The sequence below is a fragment of the Bradyrhizobium sp. dw_78 genome (assembly GCF_018449525.1).
In the GTDB taxonomy this organism is placed as follows: Bacteria; Pseudomonadota; Alphaproteobacteria; order Rhizobiales; family Xanthobacteraceae; genus Bradyrhizobium.
Genome location: NZ_JAAVUS010000013.1, coordinates 88,471 through 104,488 on the forward strand (window position 1 = coordinate 88,471; position 16,018 = coordinate 104,488).

Annotated in this window: 14 protein-coding genes; 6 read left to right on the plus strand and 8 right to left on the minus strand. The window is 62.1% G+C overall.

Annotated features, from left to right (window positions below):
* Positions 1 to 63: 63 nt before the first annotated feature.
* The 3 genes from rsmG to HB630_RS26060 all read left to right on the plus strand — a co-directional run bounded on the left by rsmG (position 64) and on the right by HB630_RS26060 (position 2,661).
* Entirely contained in the window at positions 64 to 765 is a 702-nt protein-coding gene (gene rsmG, locus HB630_RS26050) for a 16S rRNA (guanine(527)-N(7))-methyltransferase RsmG (protein WP_213775582.1), read from the plus strand.
* On the plus strand, positions 762 to 1,613 hold the full coding sequence (locus HB630_RS26055; RefSeq protein WP_213775583.1) for a ParA family protein: 852 nt from the start codon (positions 762 to 764) through the stop codon (positions 1,611 to 1,613). The genes rsmG and HB630_RS26055 overlap by 4 nt, the downstream gene beginning before the upstream one ends.
* Positions 1,614 to 1,779: 166 nt before the next feature.
* On the plus strand, positions 1,780 to 2,661 hold the full coding sequence (locus HB630_RS26060; protein WP_213775635.1) for a ParB/RepB/Spo0J family partition protein: 882 nt from the start codon (positions 1,780 to 1,782) through the stop codon (positions 2,659 to 2,661).
* 10 nt (positions 2,662 to 2,671) lie between these two features.
* Here HB630_RS26060 and holA read toward each other — a convergent pair whose 3' ends face one another.
* The 4 genes from holA to HB630_RS26080 form a co-directional block, all read right to left on the minus strand.
* Positions 2,672 to 3,700 carry a DNA polymerase III subunit delta gene (gene holA / locus HB630_RS26065; RefSeq protein WP_213775584.1) on the minus strand — a complete coding sequence of 343 codons (1,029 nt, stop codon included), beginning with the start codon at positions 3,698 to 3,700 and terminating at the stop codon, positions 2,672 to 2,674.
* Between the two features lie 124 nt (positions 3,701 to 3,824).
* Entirely contained in the window at positions 3,825 to 4,373 is a 549-nt protein-coding gene (lptE, locus tag HB630_RS26070; protein WP_213775585.1) for an LPS assembly lipoprotein LptE, read from the minus strand.
* Positions 4,360 to 6,999 carry a leucine--tRNA ligase gene (gene leuS, locus HB630_RS26075; protein WP_213775586.1) on the minus strand — a complete coding sequence of 880 codons (2,640 nt, stop codon included), beginning with the start codon at positions 6,997 to 6,999 and terminating at the stop codon, positions 4,360 to 4,362. The genes lptE and leuS overlap by 14 nt, the downstream gene beginning before the upstream one ends.
* A 104-nt stretch (positions 7,000 to 7,103) precedes the next feature.
* Positions 7,104 to 8,801: a diguanylate cyclase gene (locus HB630_RS26080; RefSeq protein WP_213775587.1), complete on the minus strand. Its 1,698-nt coding sequence runs from the start codon at positions 8,799 to 8,801 to the stop codon at positions 7,104 to 7,106.
* 106 nt (positions 8,802 to 8,907) lie between these two features.
* Between HB630_RS26080 and HB630_RS26085 the strand changes: the two genes are divergently transcribed.
* Positions 8,908 to 9,597, plus strand: coding sequence for a YggS family pyridoxal phosphate-dependent enzyme (locus HB630_RS26085; RefSeq protein ID WP_213775588.1), 690 nt, complete (start codon positions 8,908 to 8,910; stop codon positions 9,595 to 9,597).
* Between the two features lie 103 nt (positions 9,598 to 9,700).
* On the opposite strand, the gene HB630_RS26090 is transcribed toward HB630_RS26085, so the two are convergent.
* A complete protein-coding gene (locus tag HB630_RS26090) occupies positions 9,701 to 10,222 on the minus strand; it encodes a L,D-transpeptidase family protein (protein ID WP_213775589.1) in 522 nt (173 codons plus the stop codon).
* 248 nt (positions 10,223 to 10,470) lie between these two features.
* Here HB630_RS26090 and HB630_RS26095 point away from each other — a divergent pair, with 248 nt between their 5' ends.
* Both HB630_RS26095 and HB630_RS26100 read left to right on the plus strand, forming a co-directional pair.
* Positions 10,471 to 11,157 carry a response regulator transcription factor gene (locus HB630_RS26095; RefSeq protein ID WP_213775590.1) on the plus strand — a complete coding sequence of 229 codons (687 nt, stop codon included), beginning with the start codon at positions 10,471 to 10,473 and terminating at the stop codon, positions 11,155 to 11,157.
* A gap of 51 nt (positions 11,158 to 11,208) precedes the next feature.
* Positions 11,209 to 11,652 carry a cyclic nucleotide-binding domain-containing protein gene (locus HB630_RS26100; RefSeq protein WP_213775591.1) on the plus strand — a complete coding sequence of 148 codons (444 nt, stop codon included), beginning with the start codon at positions 11,209 to 11,211 and terminating at the stop codon, positions 11,650 to 11,652.
* Between the two features lie 54 nt (positions 11,653 to 11,706).
* On the opposite strand, the gene HB630_RS26105 is transcribed toward HB630_RS26100, so the two are convergent.
* The 3 genes from HB630_RS26105 to HB630_RS26115 form a co-directional block, all read right to left on the minus strand.
* Positions 11,707 to 12,522, minus strand: coding sequence for an exodeoxyribonuclease III (locus HB630_RS26105; RefSeq protein WP_213775592.1), 816 nt, complete (start codon positions 12,520 to 12,522; stop codon positions 11,707 to 11,709).
* 99 nt (positions 12,523 to 12,621) lie between these two features.
* Positions 12,622 to 13,419, minus strand: a complete 798-nt coding sequence (locus HB630_RS26110) for an outer membrane lipoprotein carrier protein LolA (RefSeq protein ID WP_213775593.1) — start codon at positions 13,417 to 13,419, stop codon at positions 12,622 to 12,624.
* A gap of 138 nt (positions 13,420 to 13,557) precedes the next feature.
* Positions 13,558 to 16,011: a DNA translocase FtsK gene (locus tag HB630_RS26115; protein ID WP_213775594.1), complete on the minus strand. Its 2,454-nt coding sequence runs from the start codon at positions 16,009 to 16,011 to the stop codon at positions 13,558 to 13,560.
* Positions 16,012 to 16,018: the final 7 nt, after the last annotated feature.

Below are 16,018 nucleotides of genomic sequence, written 5' to 3' on the forward strand. Positions count from 1 at the left end.
GTCATGATCTTTCAATGATTCGCGAAGGCCTGAGCGCCTCCGGATGCAATGCCGACGAGTGCGATGTCAAAAGCCACACAAGAGAACGCTCCCCCGGTTTCGCCCGCCGACAAGATAGCGGCACTGGCGCTGACTCCTGTTTCACGTGAAACAGAAGCGCGGCTGAATCGCTATGTCGATCTGCTGTTGCAATGGCAGGCCAAGACCAATCTGGTTGCGCCATCGACGCTTCCGACGCTTTGGACCCGGCACATCTCCGATTCGCTGCAGCTTCTGTCACTCGCCCCCGACGCCAGGCAATGGGCCGATTTCGGCAGCGGCGGCGGTTTCCCTGGGATCGTACTCGCTTGCGCTTTGGCCGAAACGCCAGGTGCCACGGTGCATCTCATCGAACGCAATGCGAAGAAGGTTGCGTTCTTGCGTGAAGCGTTGCGCGTGACCGGCTCGCCCGGCATCATTCATCTGTCTGATATCGAGGATATTGTGGATAGTAACCTTGATCGTATCGATTGCGTGACCGCGCGGGCGCTCGCTCCGTTACATCAACTCATCGGTTTCGCAGAGCCGTTGATAAAACGGGGTGCCAAAGCTCTGTTTCTCAAGGGTCAAGATGTTGAGTTGGAATTGACCGAAGCCACTAAATATTGGAACATCAACCCGCGTCTTCATTCCAGCCGCACCGGCGGACACGGCTGGATCGTGGAGCTCGATCACATCGAGCGGCACAATCCGTCCGCCGCCGCAGCATATGGCGTTCAGACATGACCGTAATTGATGAAATTTATCAAGAGGATAGAGCCCCGAGACCGGCGGGCCATCCACGCATTCTGGCGCTCGCCAATCAAAAGGGCGGGGTCGGAAAGACAACCACGGCGATCAATCTCGGTACGGCACTCGCGGCAATTGGCGAGCGCGTGCTGATCGTCGATCTCGATCCGCAGGGCAATGCGTCCACGGGGCTCGGCATCGATCGCCGCACCCGCAACGTCTCGACCTATGATGTGCTGATCGGCGAAGCGCCGCTGCGCGATGCGGTGGTATCGACCGCGGTGCCCCGATTGCACATCGCGGCGTCGACCATGGATCTCTCCGGGCTCGAGCTGGAATTGGGGTCGACGCGCGACCGCGCATTCCGGCTGCGCGATGCGATCGCGGCGCTCAACACCAACGCCGCGGAGAACAATGATTACACCTATGTGCTGATCGATTGTCCGCCGTCGCTCAACCTTCTCACCGTCAATGCGATGGCGGCGTCGGATGCGATCCTGGTGCCGTTGCAATGCGAGTTCTTCGCGCTGGAAGGTCTTTCGCAACTGCTGCAAACCGTGGAGCAGGTGCGCTCCACGCTCAATCCGAATTTGTCGATCCACGGCATCGTGCTGACCATGTTCGACTCGCGCAACAATCTGTCGAACCAGGTCGTCGCCGACGTGCGGCAGTTCATGGGCAGCAAAGTCTACAACACCATGATCCCGCGCAACGTGCGGATTTCCGAAGCGCCGTCCTACGGCAAGCCGGTACTGGTCTATGACCTCAAATGCGTCGGCAGCGAAGCCTATCTCAAGCTCGCGACCGAAGTGATCCAGCGTGAGCGCGAGCTTCGCACGCATTGAGATAGTGGATTTGTAGGGTGGGCAAAGCGAATCGTGCCCACCGCAAAGTTCGTGTCGGATCATCGGGGGCATGGCGCGGAGATCGCTTTTGCCCACCTGACGACGATAGACAAATAACTGAGATTTGAATTCCGGAGTGCTGCGAGTGAACCCAAGGGAGCTGGCGATGGCCGACGAAGCGCGTTCGCGACTGGGCCGCGGTCTTGCAAGTCTGATCGGCGATGTCGGTGGCGAGGCCGCGCATCTCGATCGGCCGCGCACGCAGCGCAAGGTGCCGATCGAATTCCTGAAACCCAATCCGCGCAATCCGCGGCGCGAATTCGCCGAAGCTGAGTTGCACGAGCTCGCCGATTCGATCCGGCAGCACGGCGTGATCCAGCCGATCGTGGTGCGCGCGGTCAAGGGCGTGGCGGACCGCTACGAGATTATCGCCGGCGAACGCCGCTGGCGGTCCTCGCAGCTTGCCGGCCTGCACGAAGTCCCGATCGTGCCGGTCGATGTCAGCGACAGTGACGCGCTCGAGATCGCCATCATCGAAAACGTGCAGCGCGAAAACCTCAACGCGATGGAAGAGGCGTTGGGCTATCACGCGCTGTCCGACGAGTTCAAACGCAGCCAGGACGAGATCGCGAAGATCGTCGGCAAGAGCCGCAGCCACGTCGCCAACATGATGCGGCTGACGAAACTGCCGGCCGAGGTGCAGGCCTATATTTCGGCGGGCCAATTGTCGGCCGGTCATGCCCGCGCGCTGATCGGTGCTGCCGATCCCGCCGCTGCCGCCAAACGGATCGTCGAGGAAGGCCTTAACGTGCGCCAGGCTGAAGCGCTCGCACATGACGATGGGGTGCCTGTTCGCAAACCGCAGAAGCCGCGCGGTAGCGGCAAGGTAAAAGATCCGGATACGATCGCGCTGGAAAAACGGGTGAGTGACGCGCTTGGCTTGGCGGTCACGGTCGATCATCGCGATCCCGGCGGCACCGTACTGATCCGCTACCGCGATCTCGATCAGCTCGACGAGATCGTCCGGCGGCTGGACAAGGCGGGTTAGCTCGTTCGTTTCACCCTCGCCGTCTGGCGTTCACCGCGATCGACATCAGCGTGCGTTGCGCAATCACGGAAGCGAGCGCCGCCTGTTTGCGCATGTCGAGCGCGGCGGTGGCGAGCTGATCGATAATCGATAGCAATCGCGCTGCGCTGAACTGGCGCAGCGCGATTTCGACATTGGCCTTCCGCGAGAAATGCAACCGCGGGAAGCCGCTATCGAGCAGGGTCGCGACCGGTGTTCCCTCGGCGACCGCAAGCGCTGATTTGTGCAGCCAGGCCGCTTGGCGCTGCGCGGCGGAGATGATGACGCCGGGATACGTGCCGGCGACCATCGCCTTGGCGAATTCGGTCTCGACCAGATCGGGCTTGCCGGCGAATGCGCCGTCGACGATCGGGTCGATCTTCAGCTCCGAGGCGTCCGCCACCACCGCCATCACGTCGTCGAGCGTGACCTCGCCCTTGCCATGCGCATAGAGCGTGAGCTTGCGCAATTCATTACGTGAGGCCTGACGGTCGCCGCCGAGCAACGACGTCAGGGTGGCGCGGGCGTCGGGGGCGATGCGCAGGCTTGCAAGGCGCAATTCATCGTCGATTAGCCGGGCGAGGTCACGCTCGCCATCGGGATAGCAGGCGATCGCAACCGCGGTCTTGGCGCGTTCGCAGGCCTTGCGCAGCGGCGATTCGGGCCGCAGGTCGCCGGCCTCGATGACGATGCGGCAATCCTTCACCGGCGAATCGGCCAGTGCGTCGACGCCGCCGGCAAAGCTGCGCGAACCGGCGCGGACCCGGATCGCGCGGCGGCCGCCGAACAACGGCACCGTCATCGCTTCGTCGACCAGCCGTGAAGGTTCGGCTGCGAGTTCGTCGCCATCGAGACGCACAAGCGAAAACGGATCGTTGGGATCGTCGACCGCGGAGGCCAGCAGCGCCTCGGCGCGTTCGCGCACAAGACCCGCATCGGGGCCGTAGAGCAGGATAATGGGACGCGCAGGATCGGGCCGGGCGAGATAGACGTCGATATCCTTTCCGCGCAGCGCGACCACAATCGAACCTTTTCGAATTTACATTGTCATTCCGGGATACCCGTCTTCGCCCGGGCCCCAAAGTCCCCGCGCGCCTCTGGATTTCCGGACCGCGCCTTCAACGCGTTCCGGAACGGCGGCGAGGTCAGCTGCCGGTGAAGAAATAGGACGCCAGCCGGGTCTGGATGTTCGACGCGATTTCCTGGCAGGCCCGATCCTCGGCGTCCCGGATGGCGCGGGCGCGGGCGAAGCGCTGGTAACTGCCCGGAATATCGTAGGAGACATGCGAGAACGTCGTTCCCGTCATCACCGACTTGTTGGTGGCGATCTCGACCAGGTTGAACTGCGCGTCGATGCCGTAGTTCTCGGTGGAGGGTAGTCCGGTGTTGGGATCGACGATCAGCGACGAGCGGGAGCTGGTGAATTGGATGACCAGCTTGTAAAGCGGCGGCGCGCCGGTGGCGGTGCCATAAAGCTTGAACGCCAATGCGTTGCGGATTTCCACGCCGAGGCGGGCTTCCTGCGAGGCGTTGGGCTTGTCGATCGGCGGAAGGTCCACCGTCAGCAGCTTGTCGCGCAAGCCGGTACCGTCGGCATGTTCGGCATACATCGGCTGAAAACAGCCGGCGGTCAGCGCTGCCAGCGCGGCGACGGCCAGGAGCCGGGCGGCAATACGGATCCTAGCCAACGACATTCACGATCCTCATGGGAACCACGATTACCTTGCGGACAGGCTTACCGCCCAAGGCTTGTTTTACCGCATCGAGCGCCAAAACGGCAGCCTCAATTTCCGGATTCTGGGCATCGCTCGCCACAGTAACCTCGCCCCGCTTCTTGCCGTTGACCTGAACCACCAGCGTCACCGTGTCCTCAACCAGCAAATCGCGTTCGATTTGCGGCCAATTGGCCTCGGAAACCAGGCCCGGCTGTCCCAGCACCTGCCAGCATTCCTCGGCCAGATGCGGCATCATCGGCGCAAATAGCTGAACGAGTACGAGGGCGGCCTCGCGAATCGCCCAGGCCAGATCCGGAGCGAGATTCGGCGCGGGTTTGTTTTCGCCTCCCAGCGCCCCGGCCAGCGCATTGGCGAATTCCCGGATATGGGCGAGGCAGACATTGAAATGCAGCCGCTCGATGCCGGTCGAAACCTTGTCGAGCGCGCCATGCGTGGCCTTGCGAAGCGCCAGCGCGTCGGTTCCGAACGAAGCCGGCCGCGCCGCCGCCGCGGTCCTGGCGGCATCAGCCGATTCATTGGCCAGTCGCCACAGCCGCTGCACGAAGCGCGACGCGCCCTGCACGCGCTCGTCGCTCCAGATCACGTCGCGGTCGGGCGGCGAGTCCGACAGCATGAACCAGCGAGCGACATCGGCGCCATAGGTCGCAATGATATCGTCGGGATCGACCGTGTTCTTCTTCGACTTCGACATCTTCTCGATCGGGCCGATATGGATGTCCTCGCCGGTCGCAAGCAGATTGGCGAGGCGGCGTCCGTCAGCGCTGGGCTCGATCTTCACTTCCGCCGGCGTAACATAGGAGCCGTCGGCCTTCTGATAGGTCTCATGCACCACCATTCCTTGCGTGAACATGCCGGCGAACGGCTCGTCCATGCCGATATGGCCGGTGGCTTTCATGGCGCGGGTGAAGAAGCGGCTGTAGAGCAGGTGCAAAATCGCGTGCTCGACGCCGCCGATATATTGATCGACCGGCATCATCCGGTTGGCGACATCAGGCGTAGTCGGCGCCCGCTCGTTCCAAGGATCGGTGAAACGCGCGAAGTACCAGGACGAATCGACAAAAGTATCCATCGTGTCCGTCTCGCGCGTCGCCGGGCCGCCGCATTGCGGGCAAGTGACGTGCTTCCAGGTCGGGTGATGGTCGAGCGCGTTGCCCGGCCTGTCGAAGGTCGCGTCGTCCGGCAGCGTTACCGGAAGATCGCCATCCGGTACCGGCACGACGTCGCATTTCGGGCAGTGGATCACAGGGATCGGGCAGCCCCAGTAGCGCTGGCGCGAGATGCCCCAGTCGCGCAGGCGGAAATTCACCTGGCGCTCGCCAACGGGCATGTTGCCGCGGATCTCCCCCTCGAGCCGCCTCGCAACCTCTTGCTTGGCAGCATCGATCGTCAGCCCATCGAGGAAGCGCGAATTGATCATCCGGCCGTCGCCGTCATAGGCGGTGTCGGTAATGACGAAGGTCTTGGGGTCCTGCCCTTCCGGGCAGACCACGGGCGTGTTGCCGAGGCCGTATTTGTTGACGAAATCGAGGTCGCGCTGGTCGTGCGCCGGGCAGCCGAAAATGGCGCCGGTACCATATTCCATCAGCACGAAATTGGCGACGTAAACCGGCAACTTCCAATTCGGATCGAAGGGGTGGACCACCCTGATGCCGGTGTCAAAACCCTGTTTCTCGGCGGTGTCGATGATTTCCTGCGCGGTGCCGATGCGCTTGATCTCGGCGATGAACGCCGCAAGCTTCGGATCCTTGGCCGCTGCCGCCTGCGCCAGCGGGTGATCGGCGGCGATCGCCATGAACTTGGCGCCGAACAGCGTGTCGGGCCGCGTCGTGAAGATTTTCAGCTCGGTTTCACCGGCCGGCGATGTGGCCGGATCCAGTACGAAACGAATCAGCAGGCCCTCGGAGCGCCCGATCCAGTTGCGCTGCATCAGGCGCACCTTGTCGGGCCAGCGGTCGAGCGTATCGAGTGCGTCCAGCAATTCCTGCGAATATTTCGTGATCTTGAAGACCCACTGGCTCATCTCGCGCTGCTCGACCACCGCGCCGGAACGCCAGCCGCGGCCGTCGATCACCTGCTCGTTCGCCAGCACGGTCATGTCGACCGGGTCCCAGTTCACCTTGCGCTTTTCGCGCTCGGCGAGCCCCGCCTTCATGAAATCGAGAAACATCTTCTGCTGATGTTTGTAATAGGAGGGATCGCAGGTGGCGAATTCGCGCGCCCAGTCGAGCGACAACCCGATCGACCGCAATTGCTTCTTCATTGCGGCGATGTTGTCGTAGGTCCATGCCTTGGGGGCGATCTTGCGCTCGATCGCGGCGTTCTCCGCCGGCAGTCCGAAGGCGTCCCAGCCCATCGGGTGCAACACGTTATAACCCCGGGCGCGCATGAACCGCGCCAGCACGTCGCCCAGCGTATAATTGCGGACATGCCCGATATGGATACGCCCGGACGGATAGGGGAACATCTCCAGCACGTAATATTTGGGCCGCGGATCGTCGTTTTTCGACGCGAAGATCGCCTGTTCCTCCCACTGGCGTTGCCAGCGCGGCTCGGATTCGCGTGCGTTGTAGCGTTCAGAGGTCATGAAATTGCGGAGCTTTCTTAGCGTCGTCGGGGCGGACTAGGCCACAAAAGACCGCAATGGGTCAACGGCTTGAGTGGGCCGCGAGGCCGGGAGGAGGCGGTGGCCTAGCTCGCCATCGCCATGCCGTCCCCGCCGTCCGTCATCCGGACAAAGCTGTGTTCGACCACGGTGTTACGGCCGCGATGTTTGGCGGCGTAGAGCGCGGCGTCGGCCGCTTCGATAAGGTCGCCGGACTGTTGCGTGTCGTTGGGCCGGGTAGAGGCCACCCCGACGCTGACGGTAACATTTTGATGCACGCTGGTGGCGTGCGGGAGCGCCTGATCCCAAACGGCCTTGCGCACCATCTCGCCGATTTCCAGCGCCCGCGCCGAATCCGTGTTCGGCAGCAGCAGGCAGAACTCCTCGCCGCCATAGCGTCCGGCAAAGCTCATAGTATAGGCGGCGATCCCGGCCAGCGTTTCGCCGAGCTTTGTCAGGCAGACGTCGCCCTCGGGATGGCCGTAAGTGTCATTGAACATCTTGAAGTGATCGACGTCGATCATCAGCAGCGCCAGTTCGGAATTGGTTTGCTGCGCTTTCATCCATTCGAAGTCGAGCCGGCTCTGGAATCCGCGCCGGTTGGCCAGGCCGGACAGCATGTCGATCGACGCCATCACGGTAAGGCGGTCGTTGGTTGCGAGCAGTTCGCGTTCGCGCTCGCCAAGCTGTGCCGCCATCGCATTGAAGGCGCGCGCCAGCGGCACGAATTCGGCCGGCAAATGATTATGCGGCGCGCGTGCGGTCCGATCACCCTGGCCAAAGCGCCTGGCCATCGCCACCATCGTCTCGATCGGGTTGATGATCAGCTTCTCCGCTGCGACCAGCGCGCCGAGCAGAACGAACAGGCAGACGAAGCCGAGTTGCAGATACGCCGTGCGGATGTCGCGATTGATCGCAGCCGTTACCCTGGTTTCGTCGATGCTGGTAATCAACCGCGACTGCGTTCCGGGAATGCGTGCAAAGTTGATGGTGCGGTTCGATCCGTCAGCGGCGATGAATGAAAGCGATCCTTTCGTCTCTTTCGAGTCGATCGCCTTGTCGGCGATGGCGGACAAAAGCGGCAGTGAATCCAGCGAGCGGCCGACCATGCTGGCCTGATCCGCCGGCGCCGCCAGCACGATTCCCGTGCTGTCGATCAGCACGGCCGAGATTCCGGGACGGCCGCCGAAATTACCCATGATCTTCGACAGCCAGCCAAGGCTGATGCCGGCCACGATCACGGCATCGGAATCTTCCCTGATGGCGGAGACGGGATAGGCCGCGACCACGATGGGCAGGCCGGTCGCGATGGCAAACAGGAAGTCGCTGAAAACGACGTTCCGGACTTCCTGCGCTTTCTTGAAATAAGCGCGCCTGCCCAGATCGAGTCCGACCAATTCGTTGCGCGTTGCGCATTGGACATGGCCGTCGCCGCCCGCGATCATGAGGCTGCTGATCCACGGCAGATTGATCGGCAGGCTCGCGCGCAGGATATCGCAGCTGCGGGCGACGCCGCCCGCCGAGGCGCGGATATAGGCCGCCGATTTCAGCATCGTTTCGACCGACGAGATGACTTCGCGCTGGGTGTCGGCGGTGTGCTCCGCGAGTTCGGAAAATTCCTGGGAAGCCAGCGCGATCTGCTTGGAGCGGGTATCTTCGAGGGAGCGGGCGCGGTCCAGCATCAACGGCGCCACCACGATCAACGCCAGCAACGCAAGCCGCGCCCTGATTCCAAGGAGCTTCCTGAGTTTTGCTCTTTTGCGGTTGAAAGTGAAACGTGGCATCGTTGTCCCCGACCCCGCACGCAAGGTAGAGAGAAGGGTTCAAGAAGCCTTTCCTGAACTCGGTAAAATTCGAATAACCCGGTAGATTTACCGATCGGTAGCCGCCATGACGCCTGAAACGCCTTCGCCGATAACTATGCCTTTACCAAGCGCACTCGCTGCAGTGGAAAGCGAGATCGCGCGCGCTTGCCGCGATGCGCGCCGCGACCGCGCCTCGGTAACGCTGATCGCAGTGTCCAAGACCTTCGATGCTGACGCGATCACGCCCGTTATCGCGGCTGGCCAGCGCGTTTTCGGCGAGAATCGCGTGCAGGAAGCCAAGGCGAAATGGCCAGGGTTAATATCGGCCTATCCTGGTATCGCCCTGCATTTGATCGGGCCGCTGCAATCCAACAAGGCCAAGGAAGCCGTGGCGCTGTTCGACGCCATTCATTCGATTGACCGTCCGAGCATTTGCGAAGCGTTAGCCAAAGAAATCGTTTCGCAAAAGCGGCAGCTCGAACTGTTCGTCCAGATCAACACCGGCGAGGAGCCACAGAAGGCGGGCGTCGCGCCGGGCGAGGCGGATGCCTTTATTGCGAATTGCCGCGAGAAATATGGGTTGGCGATTTCCGGCCTGATGTGCATTCCACCGGTCAATGATGCGCCGGCGCCGCATTTCGCGCTGACGGCGAAGATCGCCGCGCGCAACGGGCTGAAGAATCTGTCGATGGGCATGAGCGCCGATTTCGCGGTCGCGATTCAATTTGGCGCGACCCATGTGCGGGTCGGCTCGGCGATTTTCGGAAAGCGGTGAGATCAAGGCCCATCGTCTCGAGAGCATGATCGGGAAAAGCGGAAGCCGGACGCGATTGCGATCTGATCGTTGTTCAACGTGATCCTTGACGTCTCCAATGAAATCATCCGATCACGATTTGGGTCTGCGGCCCGAGCCGTTCGAGCAGCCGCAGCATCGCTGATTTTGTCATCGAGATGCATCCCGCGGTCGGCGAAAAATCCGGCCGCGCCAGATGCAGGAATACCGCGCTGCCCCGCCCGGCGATTCGCGGCGAAGTGTTATGGTCGATCTCGATAATGAAATCATAGAGATGGTCGTCGCGTTTGAGCCGATCACCGCTGTGGCCGCGCTTGAGCCGGACCGGCTGATTGTAATGGCGGCTCAGCGGGTCCTCGCACCAGGCATCCTCGGGGCGGATGGCGCGGAGCGGCAAGGAGGTCCGCGGCCGCGGGTGACGGTCGGCGCGCCACCACACTCGCCGCGGATGGAAGATTCCCCTCGGGGTCCCACCGTCGCCTTCGCGTTTGTCGGCTTTGATGCCGCCGCGACCAAGTGCCACCGGTACCGTCCGCCCGCCTGCGGTCAACCAGCCCCGATTTGGATGGCCGGCCGCGGGGCGGACCAGAACTTTTTCACAAGCCATTGAATTTACTTCGTTTTATGTGAGGCCGAGGTCTCCCTCGATTGGCCTGGCCGGCAAAGACGCGCATTACTGGCATTACAGGACGTTCATCCAAATACCTTCCGGTTTTGAGGTAAACTCCAGTCCGGCTTGTGAATCTGTAACAGAGGCTTACCTCTGAACGAAACTAGTCCGACGAACCGAGATTCATCTATCGAGATCCGGCTGAAGACGCTTCCGTCTGCCCCGGCTCCAAAGGACCATACGCCATGGCAAATGCCCGCAAGATCCTGATCGTGGACGATGACACCGATCTCCGCGACACCTTGGTGGAGCAATTGTCGTTGCACGAGGAATTCGAGGCCTCCGCCGTCGATACCGGCGCGAAGGGCGCCAATGCCGCCAAGGCCAATGCGCCCGATCTGGTGCTGATGGATGTGGGCTTGCCGGATACCGATGGCCGCGAAGTCGTGCGCTCCTTGCGCAAGGGCGGCTTCAAGGCGCCGATCATCATGTTGACCGGCCACGACACCGATTCGGACACCATCCTTGGGCTGGAATCCGGCGCCAATGATTATGTCGCCAAGCCGTTCCGGTTCGCGGTGCTGCTGGCGCGGATTCGGGCCCAGCTCCGTCAGCACGAAGCCAGCGAAGACGCGGTGTTCTCGGTCGGTCCCTATAGTTTCCGGCCCGGCTCCAAGATGTTGACCGGCGCCAACGCCAAGAAAGTACGGCTGACCGAGAAGGAGACCGCGATCCTGCGATTTCTCTACCGGGCCGGCCAATTGCCGATCTCGCGCGAGACCCTGTTGCAGGAAGTGTGGGGTTACAATTCCGGCGTCACCACGCACACGCTGGAAACCCACATCTACCGGCTGCGGCAGAAGATCGAGAAGGACGCCGCCAACCCCGAGATACTGGTGACGGAAGCCGGTGGTTACAAGTTGGTGCCGTGATACGATTCGGACAGCGAATCGTAGTTAGAGAATCCCGGTCACCGGACCTGCATGTCGATCGAAGATGATGTTGCCTTGCTGGAGCGCGTCCCGACACTGCGCCTGTTGGGAAATACGGCTCTGCGCATGCTGGCCATCGGCTCCGAGCAACGCAATTTTTACCGCGGCGATGTGCTCTTCAACGCCGGCGATGACGCGGACGCGGGATTCATCGTTCAGCGCGGAAGGTTTCGCGTCTCGGACGAGAGTGGTGCCGAACTGATTGCGGGTCCCGGCGCGTTGATCGGCGAACTCGCGCTGATGGTTGCGATGCAGCGACCGTCGACCGCGGTCGCGCTGGAACATGCCTTGGTGATCCGAATCGCGCGCAGTCTGTTTCAGCGCGTGCTCGAAAGCGATGCAGCGGCGGCGGGCCGGCTGCGCGATGAGTTCGCCAACCGCACCAGCCAGATTGCCAGCGATATTCTGACGGCGGGCGCCAAGCTGAACATTTGACCTTGTGTCTCGCCATCCCGAGGTTGCCCGTGGACCGGAATGACGGGACGGTCCCTACACTTCCAGCGTTGCCGTCACCGGGACATGGTCGGATGGCCGCTCCCAGCCCCGAGCCTCGCGCAGGATCTGAAAATCGCTGACGCAGTCTTTCAGCGCCCGCGATACCCAGATGTGATCGAGCCGGCGGCCGCGATCGCCGGCGGTCCAGTCGGCGGCGCGGTAGCTCCACCATGTGTAGACTTTTTCCGATAGCGGGATGCGGTCGCGCGCGATATCGCTCCATTCGCCGTGGGCCTGCACCGCCAGCAGCTTCTCGCATTCGATCGGCGTGTGCGACACCACTTTCAGCAATTGCTTATGCGACCACACGTCGTTCTCATGCGGCGCCACGTTGAGATCGCCGACCAGGATATGCCGGTCGTCGCCGCGCGGGTGCAGGGGTTCGCACGCCTTCATCTCGTCGAGGAATTGCAGCTTGTGCTCGAATTTCGGATTGAGGGCGGGATCCGGAATGTCGCCGCCGGCCGGAACGTAGAAATTATGCAGCACCAGCGGCTTTGAAAGCTGTGCCGCGGCGCCGAACTCGACCGAGATATGGCGAGAATCGATCTTGTCGCAAAATGTTCGGATATCGGTCTTCTCAAAGGGCAGTTTGGAAACGACGGCGACGCCGTGATAACCCTTCTGGCCGTTCAACGCGATATGCTCATAGCCCAGACGCTTGAAGTGTTTCAGCGGAAAGGCGTCATCGATACATTTGATTTCCTGCAGGCACAGCACATCCGGGCGCGCCGACTTCAGAAATTTGGCGACAAGATCGATGCGGAGCCGCACCGAATTGATATTCCAGGTTGTCAGGGAGAACCGCATGCGGAGTGGGTAATAACATGCTCCCGGCCGTTGTCTCGTCCCTTTCGTCGGGAAAAAAGCAAGACGAAGACGGATTCCACAGAATCGAGCCTTGAAAAATCAGCCCGGCGGGGTCGGATAATTGGTGAAGTCGATCTTGAACAGGCTGGGATCGACCTTCTTGGAAGTATCCAGATTATAGACCGCCACCGTCGTGTCATAACCTTGCGGATCGGTCACGGTCCATTGCTTGAGCTGACCGTCCTTGGCGCCGATCATCAGCATCAGGCGGCTGGTGCCGATCAGGGCCTGCTTCTCCTCGATGGTGATGCTGATGAACATGTCGTCCGCCGTCACGTTCACGACGTTGGTGTCCTTCATGAGGTCGATACGGTCGGACAGCAGATATCGTAGCGGCGTTTGCGACAGCGGATAGATGTCCTGGGTCGCAAGCTTGCGGTCGCGCACCGCAAGTGACGATCCATCGGCAATAAGCTCGACCGGGCTCGGCGCATCATATTCGAAACGCACCTTGCCGGGTTTCTGGATGTAAAAATCGCCGGTGGTCTTGCTGCCGTCCGGGCCGACCTGCACGAAATTTCCGACCAAGGTCTGGAGCGACGAAAGATAGGCGCTTACCCTGGCGGCTTGCGATTTTTGATTGGCGTCGAACGTCGAAAAAATATTGACCGGAACGTTGCGGCGCGGATCGGGGATGACGGGATCCGGCGGCTGTGCCTGAGTCGTCCCCGTCGTTATCGGGGACGATGCGCCGATCTGGATATCGCGACCTTTTGGCGCAGGCTTCGGCACCGGGACGTTCTGTGCCGAGGTCGGGACGGCTGCGCCCATCATGAGTGCCGCCATCGCCATTACCAGACCGGCGCGTGCGCCGCGGGCCGCGAGTTGTTTTGTCATTGGAAATTTCGAAGCTCTGTTCAACGAGTCATCCCGACTGGCCAGCGGCCATTTTATCGCGCTTAGGCCGAGGCCGGTATCGTTTTTCCGTGAGAAAATAGTTGCAACTCCGGCAATCACTTGGCCGATGAGCACGGCTCAGAAGCCGCCTTCTTCTTCAGCGACCAGAATTTCCCGCTTGCCGGCGTGATTCGCCTGCCCGACGATACCTTCAAGTTCCATTCGTTCCATCAGCGACGCGGCGCGGTTGTAGCCGATCTGCAGCCGGCGCTGGATGTAGCTGGTGGACGCCTTGCGGTCGCGTTTGACGATCGCCACCGCCTGCGAGAACAGGTCGCCGCCGCCATCGCCACCCATGCCGGTGGCATCGAACACCGCGCCGTCTTCGTCGGTGGGTTCCTCTGCCGTGACCGCTTCGAGGTATTCGGGTTGGCCTTGCGACTTGAGATGGCGCACCACTTTCTCGACCTCTTCGTCGGAGACGAAGGGGCCGTGTACGCGGCTGATGCGTCCGCCGCCGGCCATGTAGAGCATGTCGCCTTGTCCGAGCAGTTGCTCGGCGCCCATCTCTCCGAGGATGGTGCGGCTGTCGATCTTCGAGGTGACCTGAAACGAGATGCGGGTCGGGAAGTTCGCCTTGATGGTGCCGGTGATGACGTCGACCGAAGGGCGCTGCGTGGCGAGAATGACGTGCAGGCCGGCGGCGCGCGCCATCTGCGCCAGCCGCTGCACCGCGCCTTCGATGTCCTTGCCGGCGACCATCATCAGATCGGCCATTTCGTCGACGATGATGACGATGTAGGGCAGCGGATCGAGATCGAGCTTCTCGTCCTCGTAGATCGCCTTGCCGGTTTCCTTGTCGAATCCGGTATGGACCGTGCGGGTGAGTTCTTCGCCCCTTGCTTTGGCCTCGCCAAGGCGCGCGTTGTACCCGTCGATGTTGCGCACGCCGAGTTTGGCCATTCGCTTGTAGCGCTCTTCCATCTCGCGCACGGCCCATTTCAGCGCGACAACCGCCTTCTTCGGATCAGTCACGACCGGCGTCAAAAGATGCGGAATGCCGTCATAGACGGAGAGTTCGAGCATTTTCGGATCGACCATGATCAGGCGGCATTGATCCGGGCGCAGCCGGTAAACCAGGCTCAGGATCATGGTGTTGATGGCGACCGATTTGCCGGAGCCGGTGGTGCCGGCGATCAGCATATGCGGCGTGCGGGCGAGATCGATGATGACGGGATCGCCGCCGATGGTCTTGCCCAGGCACAGCGGAAGCTTGGCGACGGATTCGATGCTTTCCTTGGCGACCAGCAATTCGCGCAAATAGACTTTCTCACGATGTGCGTTCGGCAGCTCGATGCCGATGGCGTTACGGCCGGCGACCACGGCGACGCGCGCCGAGATTGCGCTCATCGAGCGCGCGATGTCGTCGGACAAGCCGATCACGCGGGAAGATTTGATGCCGGGGGCCGGTTCAAGCTCGTACAGGGTGACGACCGGGCCGGGATTGGCCTTGAGGATTTCGCCGCGCACGCCGAAATCCTGCAACACGCCTTCCAGCGCGCGCGAATTGTTATCGAGCTCGGCTTTACTGAGCGGCTGGCGATCGGAAGCCTTGGGTGCGGTAAGCACCGAGACCGAAGGCAGTTCGAATTTTCCCGACGATTTGCGCGCCGGTAGCGCGGCCTTCTTGCGCGGCGCGCGGGCGACGGGCGCCTCTTGTTCCTCCTCGTCGTTCTCTTCCTCGTCCTCGAAATTTTCTCCGGCTTCCGGTGCCAATGAGGGTGCCATGCGGCCGGCGAGACTGGGCTCCTGACGTTCGAATGAGGCTGTGCGGCTCGCCGCCGGCGCGCTCGAGACCAGCGAGCGGTACGCCGTGCCCAGCAGCCAGCCCAGCCGCGCCCTTGCGCTCATCGCGGCATGAAACAGCCAGCCCAGCGAAACCGAACCGCGGTCATCATCGTCTTCGGCGATCGGCGCATCGTCATCCTCGATCTCGGCGGTTTCGTCGTCTTGCGGCCGCGAACCCAGGCCGCAGGCGACCAGGAACGTCACGATCATGGCGGCGAACAGGATGCTCCCGAGCACGAGGCGGTAGACGAAACCCGGAGGGCCGAACACCATTGCGGGCGCGCGCACCAGCGCATCGCCGACGACGCCGCCCAGTCCGGTCGGCAGCGGCCATCTGCCGCCATGCGGCCAGCAGCTGACAAAGCCCGCCGAAATCACCGTACACAGGATCCAGCAACCGAGCCGCAGCGCTTCGCGATCAAAGTGGCGATGGGTCAGCATACGCCAGCCCCACACCGCTACCGGCAGGATCAGCATGATCGCGCCGAGGCCGAGAATCTGCATCAGGAGGTCGGCGCCGATGGCGCCGGGATAGCCGACAACGTTGCGGATGGCGCGCGACGTGGCGTGGCTGAAGCTCGGATCCTGCACCGACCAGGTCATCAGCGCCGCGGTCGCCACGCCCGCGAGCGCAATCAGACCAAGCCCGGCAAGCTCACGCAGCCGCCGCGCCAACGCTTCGCGTATCGAGACCGGCAAATGGCCGATGACGGGAATGACACGTTCGATCGCGGGCATGCTCATGGTCTTG